General features: G+C 68.2%; 8 protein-coding genes and 1 pseudogene. 5 read left to right on the forward strand and 4 right to left on the reverse strand.

The annotated features are described in order from the left end of the window. Positions 1–105: 105 nt before the first annotated feature. A complete protein-coding gene (locus tag UK12_RS13140; RefSeq protein ID WP_045303087.1) occupies positions 106–1,740 on the forward strand; it encodes a hypothetical protein in 1,635 nt (544 codons plus the stop codon). A 152-nt stretch (positions 1,741–1,892) separates the two neighbouring features. On the opposite strand, the gene UK12_RS13145 is transcribed toward UK12_RS13140, so the two are convergent. Together UK12_RS13145 and UK12_RS37865 are read right to left on the reverse strand one after the other, a co-directional pair. Then, on the reverse strand, positions 1,893–2,117 hold the full coding sequence (locus UK12_RS13145; protein WP_045303088.1) for a hypothetical protein: 225 nt from the start codon (positions 2,115–2,117) through the stop codon (positions 1,893–1,895). Positions 2,118–2,712: 595 nt separating this feature from the next. Next, positions 2,713–2,844: pseudogene (locus tag UK12_RS37865) on the reverse strand (family 1 glycosylhydrolase); the annotation flags it as partial. A 297-nt stretch (positions 2,845–3,141) separates the two neighbouring features. On the opposite strand from UK12_RS37865, the gene UK12_RS13150 reads away from it, so the two are divergent. The 3 genes from UK12_RS13150 (at position 3,142) to UK12_RS36560 (ending at position 9,465) form a co-directional block, all read left to right on the forward strand. Then, the gene (locus UK12_RS13150) at positions 3,142–7,197 is read left to right on the forward strand and encodes an AAA domain-containing protein (protein ID WP_045303089.1); all 4,056 of its coding nucleotides are present in this window, start codon (positions 3,142–3,144) and stop codon (positions 7,195–7,197) included. Then, positions 7,197–8,039, forward strand: coding sequence for a hypothetical protein (locus UK12_RS13155; RefSeq protein WP_045303090.1), 843 nt, complete (start codon positions 7,197–7,199; stop codon positions 8,037–8,039). Before UK12_RS13150 ends, UK12_RS13155 begins: the two co-directional genes overlap by 1 nt. Before the next feature lie 484 nt (positions 8,040–8,523). Then, positions 8,524–9,465, forward strand: a complete 942-nt coding sequence (locus UK12_RS36560; RefSeq protein ID WP_156178694.1) for a hypothetical protein — start codon at positions 8,524–8,526, stop codon at positions 9,463–9,465. 16 nt (positions 9,466–9,481) lie between these two features. Here the strand turns inward: UK12_RS36560 and UK12_RS13165 are convergent, their stop codons facing one another. Together UK12_RS13165 and UK12_RS13170 are read right to left on the reverse strand one after the other, a co-directional pair. Beyond that, on the reverse strand, positions 9,482–10,057 hold the full coding sequence (locus tag UK12_RS13165; RefSeq protein ID WP_082119566.1) for a hypothetical protein: 576 nt from the start codon (positions 10,055–10,057) through the stop codon (positions 9,482–9,484). Positions 10,058–10,543: 486 nt separating this feature from the next. Then, positions 10,544–11,884 (reverse strand): GH1 family beta-glucosidase, encoded by a 1,341-nt coding sequence (locus UK12_RS13170; RefSeq protein WP_045303091.1) that lies wholly within the window; start codon positions 11,882–11,884, stop codon positions 10,544–10,546. A gap of 412 nt (positions 11,885–12,296) precedes the next feature. Here UK12_RS13170 and UK12_RS13175 point away from each other — a divergent pair, with 412 nt between their 5' ends. Beyond that, positions 12,297–13,610, forward strand: a complete 1,314-nt coding sequence (locus tag UK12_RS13175; protein WP_045303092.1) for a condensation domain-containing protein — start codon at positions 12,297–12,299, stop codon at positions 13,608–13,610. Positions 13,611–13,644 lie beyond the last annotated feature (34 nt).

Raw genomic sequence — 13,644 nt, forward strand, 5'->3', positions numbered from 1 at the left:
GACAGCTCTGGCCATGCGAACCACCTCCTGGGCTTTCCCGGAATTCGTTCGCCGCCGGCGGGGCGGCGTGCGAGGATTCCGAGGCTCTTTGGGAGGGGTTGTCCGATGTCCAAGCCGCTGTCCGTCCGTCGTGTGCTCGGGGCCGGTCCCTTCGCCGAGATGGGCGAGCCCTCGGTGGCCGTCCGGTGCGAGGCGAGGGGGCTGGTCGCCGTCGGGGGCCAGCTCGGGCATCTGCACTGGCCCGGCTGGTCCGTCGACGGCTTTCGCGGCCACCGCGTCGGCGTCTACGGGCTCGGCGAGCTGGACTGCCGACACCTCCTCGACAGCCGGTGGCCGGTGAACTCGATCGCCTTCCACCCGAGCCTGCCGCTGCTCGCCGTCGGCACCGGCGACTACGACGGCGGGTACTGCTTCGAGGGCGAGCTGCTGCTCGTCGACCTCACGGACGCAAGCGTGGTCTCGCTGCTGGAGTACGAATGCGAGGTCCGTCGGGTGCGCTGGCGGGAGGACGGCCGTGCACTGGAGGTGGTCGTCAGCCCGTACGACGAGGAGTCGTCCGAGCAGCCGTTCGCCCACGGCTTCGCCTCCGTCGTAGAACGCGACGACTGGCAAGCCGTCACCCACGGGAGCATGTCGCCCAAGGAACTCACCGGGCCACAGGTGGAGGCGGCTTCCGGCGGTGACCGCGCGCTGGCGCAGGCCGCCCGGGAGACGCTCACCGCTTTGAGTGCCGCGCAGGGGGTCCAGTGGTCCCGGCGGCGGCAGGTCTGGGCGGTGGAGGGGCTGGCCGACGGCCGGGTGCTGGCCGTCCTCGAAGGCGTGAAGCTCGAAAGCTGGCTGCCCTCCGGCGAGTTGGCCTGGCGACTGACCGATCCCGACGGCGCGCGCCAGCTGTCCGTCTGCCCCGGCGGGGAGTCCGCCTGGGTGAACGTGGCCCCACGGCCCCGCTGGACCGGATCCGGCTGGGCGAATCCCCCCGGTACGGTCGAACGGCTCTCGCTGGCCGACGGCAGCACCCTCGGCACCACCCGCACCGCCTTCCCGGCCGCGCTCACCACCGACCTCGACGGCCGGATCGCCCTGCGCGACACCCGCCACGAGAAGCGGCCGCACCCCACTATGCTGCTCACCCCGGAGCACCGGGAGTCCGGTAGTGTCGACCTCGGCCGCTACGACGTGTTCAACCACTACTTCCCGGTCCGGCACAGTCCCGAACTCCTCTTCCTGCAGGGCGGGAAGAAGGAGTACTGGAAGGACAAGTGGGTCGTGGCCGTCGACCCGCACGACCACAGCGGCGGCCGACCGAAGCCCCGCCGGCTGTTCCCGCTCAGCTGGGACACCGACCGCATCGACCACCTCTACGGCGGCCCGGCCCTCCGCCTCACCGGCGAGAGTGGCGAGGCCCTCGTCCACGCCGGCAAGATCCACACCAGCCGCCCACTGCGGCACGGGCACTTCTTCGTCGTCCGGCGCGGCTACCCGGACGGTGCGCTGCAGTGGCTCTTCACCACCGACCATGCCGTCACCGCACTGGACACCGACGGCGACACCGTCTTCGCCACCCTCACCTCCGGCGAGGTCGTGGCGCTCGACGCGGCGAGCGGGACGCTCCAGTGGCGGACCCACCTCACGGTGGACGGCATCCCGACCGTGGCCCTGTCCCTGGCAGTGGCCGAGCGCGGGCACCTGCTCCTGGGCACGGTCGACGGACGGATCCTCGTGGCCGACCGGCAGCTCTAGTCCAGCCGTAGACCGTGATGTGAAGGCAGTTCCTCATGACCTGACGCACTGCCCCGACCAAGGGACTTCAGCGGTGTCTGGTCTCGTGGCATGCGGTCTGGCTCCGGCGGCGGATCCTTGACGGCTGGCCATCCAGATGCGCGCTTCACCATTCACCGACTCGCCTCGGCAACAAGGACGAAGGCCGTCCGATCGCCGGCCATGCTGAAGTGCAAAGGCTCCCCCGTCGCTTCCGGCCGCCACCCGGCTGCGATGCCGGCGCGAACGAGGGCAGCTGTCAGCCTGGGTGTGACAGGTTCAAGGTTGAGCAGCTCAGTGGCCCTCTCACCTGCGGCCACGATTTCGGGGAAGAGCAGCCAGTAATCGTCGATCTCCACCGATACGACGATTTGGCACCGCCGGCCCGGCCCGTCGAGCCAGACGTGGACAGCGACATGGCCGGCGTCGACGGTCTGGACTGTCCAGCGGTACTCAAGTCCGTCGACGCGAATCCTGCGCGGTGGTCTCCGTGTCACATGGCGACGATACGGCCAGTGCCAGCACCGGAGGGCCGGGGGTCCGCGGCTCCAGGTCGTCGGCCGGGTACGCCTACTGGTGAGGCGGCCGACGCGGCCTTGGCAGGCGGTAACTCGCGGAGGAACAGCCGCTGCCTACGAGGCTCCCCGTCGATGTGCCCATAGACGAGGCATTGGACGCGGGTCGTCGAGGTGGATCTCCATGGCGCGCAGCAAGGCACGGTCGAGCGGGGTGAGGCCGACCACGGTGACATCGTCCTGGCATCTGGAACGGTTCGCCGGGGGCCAACTTTTCGCCTGGTCGGGCCACCAGCGAACCATTGGTGAAGACCACCGGATCTGTCGAACACCCTGTCATTACCTCGTCAAGTGCGCTGAGCGGCCATGAGCTCGCTCCGCAGGGCCCTACCGAACCTGCATCGAACCTGACGGGCGGCACATCCAATCCGGAGCTTAACTACCGTGAATGCCAGGTTCGATGAGTAGCAATCAGGTCGCGGTACCAGCCGTACGACGCCTTGGGCGTCCGCCGCTGCGTCTCGAAGTCGACGTGCACCAGCCCGAAGCGCTGATGATAGCCCTCGGCCCATCGAACAGGCTGTCATCCTAATCCTCGTTCTGGAGCGCCCCGTCGGCGCAGGCTCGGCCAGCGCGTGCACCGTAGAGCCCGCCCTCTCCCCTCGCCGGGCTTGCCCACGCAGCGCCATCTTCCCGACGACGCGCACGGGGCGCACGGCTGCGCGCAAGCAATACTCCTATGCGCTCCCTGTGATCTCCGATCAAGCTCCGAATTCCTCCTCTTCCTCTCAACAGAGGTCTTACTCTGGTGAGTTCGCCTACCGACCAGGCGGGCTTAGGAAGAGGTTCGGACCAGAGGGGTAGCTAAGTGAACGGCACTGCCAATCGCGCGCGGGAGGAGGCCGTGGCCTCCCAGGCTCAGCGATGGGCCGACGAACTCATTGATCTTGGACCGCGCAATACATTGCTGCACTTCAAGGACACAAAGACTGGCAGTCTCGACCTGACCGCCATCTCCGCCGAGCAGCAGCACGCGCTACTGACCGGCCGGAAGGTCCGGCTCGCGAGCCTCGTCCCCGATCCGTCCGATCACAAATCCGCCTGCCTTCGCGCACGCTACCTGCGGCGCCGGATCCTGGAACTGGACGAGGAACAGGGTGTCGAGGCCGGTCGCCTGGCCTGCGGACTGCTGAACGTGGACTCGCCGAAGACACGTGGCACAACCATCGTCCCCCCACTGCGCGCTCCCCTCGTGTTGCTGCCCCTGACGATCCAGCCGCGCACGGCCACCGAGAACGACTTCGTCCTCCAGGTCGACGGCGAGCCGGAGATCAATCCGGTCCTGCTCTACGCACTGAACCGCCAGTACGGCCTGGACGACGACCTCGACCAACTGGCCGACCAGGCGTCAACCACGCTTGAGGAGCAGACGGATCCGGGTACCCGGGTGCGCGCTGTGTACGACCTCCTCGCCAAGTCCCTCCGTCGGAGCGGGCTGTCCGCGTCGTTCGAGGAACGCCTCGTGGTCGGGGCCTTCAGCTTCGACCGGCTGCCCATGGTCAACGACCTGAAGAACTCGGGCTCATTGCTCGCCGAGCACCCCGTCATCGCCGCTATCGCCGGTGACAGCACGGCGGCCCGCTCGCTGCTGGAGGACACGGAGGGCCCTCCCCCAGTGGGCGAGATCCCTCCGCGGGAGGAGTTCCTCGTCCACGATGCCGATGCCTCTCAGCAGCAGGCGATCCGCGCCGTGCTGGCCGGCCGGCATGTGGTCATTGAGGGCCCTCCCGGGACGGGTAAGAGCCAGACCATCGCCAACCTCATCGCCGCGCTGGCTGCTGAGGGACGGCGCATCCTCTTCGTCGCGGAGAAGCGCGCCGCGATCGAGGCGGTCACCGACCGACTCGCCCAGGCCGACCTCGACGGACTCGTTCTCGATCTCCATGGAAACAAGCTGAACCGTCGCCAGCTGGCCCAACAGCTTCTTGAGACCCTCGACCGGTCTGGCCAGGAGCCGCCGCCGCGCCCTGAACAGTTGCACGCCTCACTCGAGCACTTCCGCGGTCAGACCGGCCGGCACGTCGCCGAGTTCCACAAGCCGCGGTCCCCGTGGGGGGTCAGCGCCTACCAGGCCCTGGCGGCGCTGTCAGGGGTTCCGCCCGAGCACCAGACCCGCTGGCACCTGCGCGGCGGTGTCCTGAAGCAGCTGGACCTGGCTACACGGCAACAGGTGGAGCAGGACCTGCACAAGTTCGTCAGCCGGAAGGGGCTGCAGATTCGGCGCGGCCAGTCTCCCTGGGCGCGCACCCGCGTACGGGACGTCACGGAGCTCCGTCCAGTCCTCGAACGACTCGACCAGCTGGCGGGCACGGCCTTCCTGGACACCCGCAGGGAGATCGAGACACTCATCACCACAGCAGGGCTGTGCCAGGCACAGGACGTCCACGGCTGGCAGCAGTTGCTGGATCTCCTGCAGGCAGTGTCCGGCACCTTCGAGGAGTTCACTGCGGAGGTCTTCGGACCGCAGCTCGACCGGCTCGTCGCCGCCACCGCTGACAGGGCATGGCGCAAGCAGCACGGGCAGCCCATCGGTTGGTGGCAGCGGCGCTCCTTGGTCCGTGAGGCCACGGCCATCCATCGGGACGGACTGCGCGACCGCCAGCTCCTCCACACCCGGCTGGTCCAGGCCCAGGAACAGCGGACCCGTTGGCAGAGCGTGTCGGTGGACGGCGCACCGCCGTCCACAGTCCCTGAGCTCGACGCCACCCTGAAGAACTTCATCGAGCTTCGCGACCGGCTCGCCGCAGTGGCCCTCTGCGCGGGTGTCGACGGCTGGGCGAAGAAGCCTGCCGATGAGGTCGTCGAGCTCGTACGAGAACTCGACGCCGACCGCGCGACGCTGTACCAGATGCCCGAACTCAACCAGCTGACCGACCGCTTGGAGGCCGCCGGTCTTGGCCCGCTGCTTGACGAGCTGACTCAGAGCCTCCCCACGCCCGAGGCGGTGGTCGACCGGTTCCAGTACGCCTGGTGGTCATCCGTTCTCGCCGAGATCAAGATGCATTCCCAGCACGTCCGCACCTTCACCGGACGGGAACACGATCACGCCGTCACGCAGTTCCGCCGCACCGACAGCGACCACATGGCCGCCAACGCCGGCCGCGTGCGTTACTCCGTGGCGGCCCGGCTGCGCAAGGCCCGCGATACCCATCGCGACCAGAACGCCGTAGTCCGCGACCAGGCCGCCCGCAAGACGCGCCACCTGCCCCTGCGCAAACTGGTCGCCAAGGCTCCCGACGTGCTGTTGGCGGCCAAACCCTGCTGGGCCATGTCGCCGCTCGTGGTCAGCCGCGTGCTACCGGCCACCCGGCTGTTCGATGTGGTGGTCTTCGACGAAGCCAGTCAGATCCTGCCGCACGACGCCATGACGTCGATCATGCGGGGTCGCCAGGTCGTCGTCGCGGGCGACCGGAACCAGTTGCCGCCCACCTCGTTCTTCAGCCGCGTGCTGAGCGGCACGGACAGTCAGGAGGACGCTGACGACGAGGACGGGAACGATCCCGGCGTCTTCGAGTCGCTCCTGGATTTGCTCAGCAGTCGGCTGCCCCGCGTCCACACCCTCCGCTGGCACTACCGGAGCAGTGACGAGAGGCTGATCGCCTTCTCCAACCGCGAGATCTACGGCGACCAACTCGTCACGTTCCCCGGGACCGCCGTCGAAAGTCCGATCCGCCTGGAGGTCGTCGACGGACACGCACTGCCCGGCCAGGACGGCTCCGCACCCCAGGAGGTCGAGCGAGTGGTGGAGCTGGCCCTCGATCACGCCTCCCGTACCCCCGATCTCAGCCTCGGCATCATCACCATGGGCCAACGGCACGCCGACCGCATCGATCTCGCCCTGCGCAGAGCCCTCGAGGCACAGCCGGACCTACAGGACTACTTCAGCCCCGAGGCGGGCCCCGGCCGCCGCTTCTTCATCAAGAACCTCGAACGCGTGCAGGGTGACGAACGCGACGCCATCATCCTCAGCATCGGGTATGCCAAGGCCGCCAACGGCCGGCTTGCCCAACGCTTCGGGCCGCTCAACAACGAAGGCGGAGAGCGTCGACTCAACGTCGCCATCACGCGTGCACGCAACCGCATGACAGTCGTCAGCTCGTTCTCCCACCACGACTTCGGCCCGCGTGCCGAAACGAAGAACCGCGGCCCCGAACTGCTGCGCCTGTTCCTCGAGTACTGCGCTGTCCAGGGTGACCTCACCCGGTCGGGCGGACGCCAGGAGACCTACGAGTTGAACCCGTTCGAACGGCAGGTGTTGGAGGCCCTGCGGTCCTCAGGCGTCCCCGCCGTCCCACAATGGGGCGTCTCCGGTTATCGCATCGACTTCGCGCTGGCTCATCCTGAACGGCCCGGCCAGATGCTGCTCGCCGTGGAGACGGATGGCGACCGCTACCACCGCACAGTGAGCGCACGAGACCGTGACCGGCTCCGCCAGGCTCACCTGGAACGACTCGGATGGCAGTTCCACCGGATCTGGGCCGCGGACTGGTTCGCCGACCCCCAGGCCGAGACGGACCGACTTGTCGGTGTCTGGCAGGACGTCGTCCGCGCAGCCGACGAGCCGCCGAACGGCACAGTGCCTCAGACCTCGGTCCCCGCTCCACGCCGGGCAGAAGAGCCGTCGACGCGGCGGGGACACAGACCGTCGTTGACGCCTGGTGGCAGCATCGGCACCTACTCCGACACGGATCTCCGCGCGCTCGCCGGCTGGGTTCTCAGCGACGGCTACCAGCTCGACCGTGACACCCGGATCAGTCAGGCCATGACCGAACTCGGCTTCCGGAAGCGAGGACGGGTCATCGTCGAACGCCTCAACCAGGCCTTCGATCACTCTCAGCAGTTCGCGGACAAGGAGCACATCTGATGGCCCAGCTCGACCCCATGACCATCCAACGCATCGCGCGACTCGTCGTGGACATGGACGGCCCGTTCGAACGCCCCGGCTACCAGCTCGCCGAGCTGCTGAAACGAGCGGCATGGCCGGTAGCCGTCGAGTACGACGGCACGGCGCGGGTGTCCTGGCTGACCGAGACGATCATGGAGTCGGCCAGTGACGAAGCCGCCGTCAGTCGCTTCCTGTGTCGTATCTGCGACCCGCTGGAGTACGAGGACGGCATGGCGTCCGCCGACCTCCTCCAGCAGGGTCTCAATCAGATCCTCGCCGCAGAGCAGCTGTCGATCACCTACGTTGGTGGCCGCCCGATGGTGGGTGCGCTCGGCCAGGACGGCCGGTCGACCACCTTCAGTCCGCCCGAGGACTTGGAGGCACGCGTCCGACGACTGGTCAGCAGCGAGGAGATCACGCGTCAGCTCATGCAGCGGGTGAACGAGACTCGTATCTGCGCGGACAATGGTGCGTACGTCTTCGCCCTCATCGGCATCGGAAGCTTCACCGAAGGTCTACTGCTCGATGTGCTGACCAAACGCGACCCGAGCCTGGCCCAGGGGTTCCCGAATCCCAACGGAGGAAGGCCGGTGCCGGTGGCTAAGGCCAGCCTGGCGCTGCTACTGGACACCGCCCGGTCCCGAGGCTGGATTCAGGTCGATGCTCACGACTTCATGAAAATCGTCCGCGAGTACCGCAACTTCGTCCACCTTCGTCAGCAGCGGGAACGCGGGATCGATCCCGACCACGACACCGTCATGATGTGCTGGGGACCGGTCCTCGCTGTCCTCAACGATCTCGAGTCGAGCCGCCTGGACTGACCACTACTTGGCGTATCGCGCCCGGTGGACAGTAATCAGGGCGCAGCACCAGCCGCACGATGTCCCCTGCGCCTCGCAGAACATGATGTCGTCCAGGCTGCGGTCAGTCGACCATCGACCAACTCTTGTTTCTTCTAAGGCCATTGGTATCGCTACGAACCGCAGAGTGTCAGCCCGCTCCGTACAGTAGAGCCACGAGTACGTCGTCGAGTGTTTCCGCCGAGTTGAAGGCGAGGCCATGTCCGACTCCTCCGTCCCGCTCCCCCAACCTCGTAAGTCCTCCCGACGTCCGAGGTCTCATATTGTCAACCAAGACCGTTTCAGTCGGCCGGAGTTGCTCACCGACCGGCTGCTGATTCAGGTGGACGCCTCCCGGGTGGGGTTCGTAAGGGACCAGCTCGACCCCACCCGCAGCGGACTCGTGATCAGTGGACCGAAGGCCCTCAAGAAGGCGTCGGAGCTGCGGGACGACGACTACGCAGGCGTGCTCATCGCCGACCCGGCGTTCTACGAGGATGCCGTCGCGACGGCGAGCGAGCCATTCCTCTCGCGAACCGACGAGCTGCCCACAGCAGATCCGCTCGGCCAAGCGGTCCAGGAGCAGCTCGCCGTCGGCACGACGGCGGCGCTCACGCCGACTGGATACCTCCGGGCCGGGGACACGGCCGCCGTGCGGGCTGCTGTACGCGATGTGGCGGCGCGCGATGACCCCCGGATCGTGCTCGCCCTCCCGATCGACGTCGGCTGGCTGCGCGACGACCTGGTCGGCCGCCTCATCGAAGAAGTGAGCGCGGCACCGGGTATGAAAGCCGTCATGCTCGGCGGCCAGTTGGACCCGCTGGCGAGTTTCCCCGACGCACTGGCCGGGCTGGCGCGGGTACTGGCCCAGGTACCGGGAACCGCGCTGCTGCGGGCCGATCTCGCGGCGTTCGGAGCACTGGCACGGGGCGCAGTGTTCGCCGCCTACGGGCTGTCGGGGCGCTTCCGGCACGTCGTCCCGCCCGGTGAGCCTGCGAAGAGCTCGGGGTTCGCCGACTCCCCTGCCGTGCTGTTCCCCGAGTTGATGGCCCTGTTCCTCGGCAAGACCCTCGCACGCCGTTTCGCTGCCACGCACGCACCCGTGTGCGAGTGCGCTGCCTGCGGACGTCGGGCGTTGGACAGCTTCCCGAGCAACCGCGACGTCCGGTCGGCAGCGCAGCACAACACGGCCGTACTGATGTCCTGGCAGCAGACGTTGCAGACCCTGGAAGTTGGCCCCGACCGACAGCGGTGGTGGCAGGAGCGCTGCCGGGCCGCAGTGGACCGGTATCCGCTTGTCAACGCCGCTATCCAGCAGCCGAACGGCTTCAAGGTCCAGCCGCAATTGTTGAGGTGGTCCCTCCTCGATGTGGCGCCCTCGGCACCGGCTGGCGCGGGAATCGACTGACGGGCGGGCGGGCTGCTCAGACCAGTCGTCCGTACAGCTCCTCGACGAAGTGCCAGGCCGCGGCGGTGTGCCGCTGCGGCCGGTACGCCTCGGGTTCCAGTGCGATCCGAATCCCGTCCGGCTCATTGACGAGCACGCCGATGCCGTAGAAGGTGGCCTCCGCCAAGATCTCGTCCAACCGTGCGTGCGGGACCTCGTCGAGTAGGAGAGCCCGGCGGCAAAACGGTGCGAACCGGCCTGCTCGCTCCAGACCCGTCCGCCAACCGGCGGCCCGCACAATCGCGAGGTCAACAGCGAGCGGCCGGACCGCCCGGCGCGTCACCAGATCCGTGTCCCACTCGACAGCTCCTCGCGGGAGGTCACGAACGTCGGTCTGGTCCGGGAGGGAACCCACCGGAACCGGAAGACCGATCGGAAGGCCGAGCAGGCACTCCAGCGCGGGGATGCTGTCCAGCCGCTCGGCACCAACCGCCTGCCGCCTGCGTCGCTCGGCCTCATCGACCCGGTACAGCAGGAGGGCACGGGTGCCCAGGACCGAGAACATGGCGCCTTCGCTGTCCGAAGACACCTGCGGCAACGCCGCCTCGTGCACCGAGCGCCACGCTGCGGGATTCGCCACGCCTACCATGGGTACCACCCTGCCCTACCGGCTGGCGTGACGGCCAGGCACCCCTCCGCTCAAGCCCCGTACGAGTGTTCCGGTGGACGTCGTTGACGATGGCAAGCAGCTGGAAGCCAGCTCCTGTGCGACGTGAGGCCCTTCGCTCATAGGGCGCGGGCAGGCCGCCTCTGATGAGGATGGAGTAGTCGGGAGCACGTCGCAGCCGGGATTGGCCGACCCTGAGCCCCGCTCTGGCCCACAACGCTCGCCAATTCCCCGTTGTGGGCCCCGGAACCGCAAGGCGGCCCGTCACCGCGCAACAGACCGACGGTTGAACCATTGGCAATGGGCTGTGGACCTGTCGAACACTCTGTCTTTTGCGCAGTGTCCGAGGTACGGCTGGTGCAGACTGCGCCGTACGGATGGCCTCTCGGCCGTTACCGAGAAGCCGTACATCCCCCGGCACCCGAAGCGCAACTACACCTGATTGCGGGCTCGATGAGCTGTGATCAGGTCGCGGTACCAAGCGTAGGACGCCTTCGGGGTGCGGGCCTGGGTGGCGAAGTCGACGTGGACGAGGCCGAAGCGCTGGCTGTAGCCCTCCGCCCACTCATAGTTGTCAATCAATGACCAAGTGTAGTAGCCGCGTATGTCGATGCCTTCCGCCACGGCGGCGGCGAGGGCGTCGAGGTGGCTGGCCATGAAGTCGATGCGGGGCTGGTCGGGGACGGTGTCCTCGGTGACGGAGCAGCCGTTCTCGGTGATGGTGATGGGCGGGAGGGCCTTGCCGTACGAGTCGCGGAGCTGCAGGAGGAGTTGGCGGAGGGCGTCGGGGACGACGGGCCAGCCGAAGGCGGTGTGGGGGACGTCGGGGATGTCGACGAGGGTGAAGGGCGGGCCGGGTTCGGTGGGGGCGGCGACGCGGGTGGGGTTGTAGAAGTTGAGGCCGAGGCCGTCGAGGCCGGGGGCGTGGATGAGGTCCACGTCGCCGGGGTGGACGGCGCCGTAGATGTCGTCGGGGACGCCGAGGGTGGAGAGGTCGGGGTAGCGGCCGAGGAGGACGGGGTCGGTGAACAGGCGGTTGTGCAAGGTGTCGTAGGCCGCCGCAGCGGCCACGTCGGCGGGATCCGAGGAGGCCGGCCGGACGGGGGTGAGGTTGTTGGAGAGCATCGCCTCCAGACCGCGGTCGTGCAGGATCGAGGCGGCCAGGCCGTGGGCGAGGAGCTGTTGGTGGGCCGCCGGGAGGGCCTCGAACATCAGGGTGCGGCCGGGGGCGTGGGTGCCCAGTGCATAGCCGAAGACGGTGTGGACGAAGGGCTCGTTGAGGGTGATCCAGGTGGGGATGCGGTCGCCCAACTCGTCGACCACCACGGCCGCGTACTCGGCGAAGCGGTAGGCGGTGTCGCGGTTGAGCCAGCCGCCGTGGTCCTCCAGGCCCTGCGGGAGGTCCCAGTGGAAGAGGGTGGGCAGCGGGGCGATGCCGGCGTCGAGGAGGGCGTCGACGAGCCGGTCGTAGAAGGCGAGTCCGGCGGGATTGACGGGGCCGCTGCCGGTGGGCAGGATCCGGGGCCAGGCGATGGAGAAGCGGTAGCCGTCCAGGCCGAGGTCCTTCATCAGGGCGATGTCCTCGGGATACCGGTGGTAGTGGTCGCAGGCCACCGCGCCGGTGTGCCCGTCGCGAACGGCGCCGGGGCGGGCGGCGAAGACGTCCCAGACGGACGGGCCGCGGCCGTCCTCCTCCACCGCCCCCTCGATCTGGTAGGCGGCGGTGGCGGCACCCCAGCGGAACCCCGCCGGCAGGTCGAAGCGGTCCGGCATGGCAGCCTCCTGACGAAAACGTGAGGAGAACTCATATTACTGGCGCGGCGCCGAAACACCAGGGGTCGTCCGGGAAGCCCGAGGTGGTCGGCCACGGCACGTTCGGCAGGCCGGGCGGCGCCAGCGGGAAGGAGATGCACCGCCGGCAGCCCGTCGAGTTCGACGCAGAACTCGACGGGCTGTTACCCGGCCCGTTGTCGAGGCCACCGCTTCGCCCTGCGGCCCACTCCACCCGATCCGTGCACTGAAATTCTCGTGAATTCCGACTTCCGGAAAATGAAGTCGGAATTCCCGAGGAGCCGGTCCGCATTGCATCTCCTTGACAGGGGATACAAGCCCGCTGTTCGATGGTTTCGGATTCAAAAGCCGCCGGTGTGCTTCGATCCGAAATCGAGTCTCAACAGGGGGACAAATGCAGGCATCGACGGCCGCGCCCATGGCGAGGTACCCGCTGACATCGGGGCAGTCCTCGTTCTACGCCCAGACGCGGGCGCAGCCGGAAATGTCCGGCTCGCTCTCGGCCGCGTACCGGATCGAGGGAGAGCTCGATGTCGCGCGTTTCGCCGAAGCCGTTGCGCGAACGGTCGGACAGCACGACGCCCTGCGCATCGGCCTGTGCGACGACGGACGGCTCGGCGACCCGACCCAGCTGGTGCGCCATCAGCCGGACGGCGCCTCGCTGCTCTCCTGCCAGCAGGTCCGCAGCAGCTCGGAAGAGCAGTTCAGCCGGTACGCCCGGCTCGTCCACGGCAAGGACCTCGCGGAACCGTGGGATCTCAGCACGGAATACCCGTTCAGGTTCCGCCTGCTGCGCCACTCGCCCACGGTTCACGCGTTTCTCGCCTCGTTCTCCCACATGGCCCTCGACGGCAGAGGCATGGCACTGGTCCTCCGGGACCTCTGGAACAATTTCGAGCACGACACCGCGCATCCGGACCGTCCGTCCGTGCCGCAGCCGCAGAGCTTCGTCCGGGCGGCCGAGCAGCACGCGGCCGGCGGATCACCGCGGGCAGCCGGCTTCTGGCGGCAGCGCATCGCCGAGAACTGCCCGTCCGGCGAGCCGCCGACCGAACGGCCGGATACGACCGGCCAACGGCGGTGCGTGATCGCGCAGGCCACAGTCAGCGGAGCGGAGCGAGCGATGCTGCGCGAGCGGTCGAGGAACCACGGCTGCACCGAATTCCAGCTGACCATCGCCGCGCTCGCGCACGCGGTGCTCACCGAGGTGGCCACGGATGACCGTCTGCACGTCTGGCTGCCCATCGACGCGCGGTCCCCGGAGGATTTCGACACCTCGGGAATGTTCACCGTCTCCCTCCCGGTCGCGCTGCCCCGGACCGGGACCCTCCGCGAGATGACCCGGCAGGTGGGAACGGAGGTCATGGCCGTCGCAGCGAACCGACAGATGGACCACACCACACTCGCTGCGCTCCAGGCGTCGTTCCGGGAAAACGATACGAGCCGCGGCTGGACCGTCGTGGCAAGCTATTTCAATCGGGCCCAGAACCCGGGGGAAAAGGCCGTCCAGGGAATCGTGGCACGTCCCGGAAGTTATCCGGCGGATTTCCAGTACGAATCGCGAGGAGTGGAGCTGGCGGTGCTCGGCGGAGCCGGACCGCTCAACATCACCCTCGCCCTCGACCCGGTGTTCTCTGCGGACACCGCAGCAGATCGCCTGTTGAGCGCCTTCAGCGCGGGGCTGGGCGGTATCCGTCTCACGCGCTGAGCGGCGACGCGGGGCAGGGGGCCTGTCAGGGACT

The sequence above is a fragment of the Saccharothrix sp. ST-888 genome (genome assembly GCF_000955975.1).
Taxonomy (GTDB): Bacteria; Actinomycetota; Actinomycetes; order Streptomycetales; family Streptomycetaceae; genus Kitasatospora.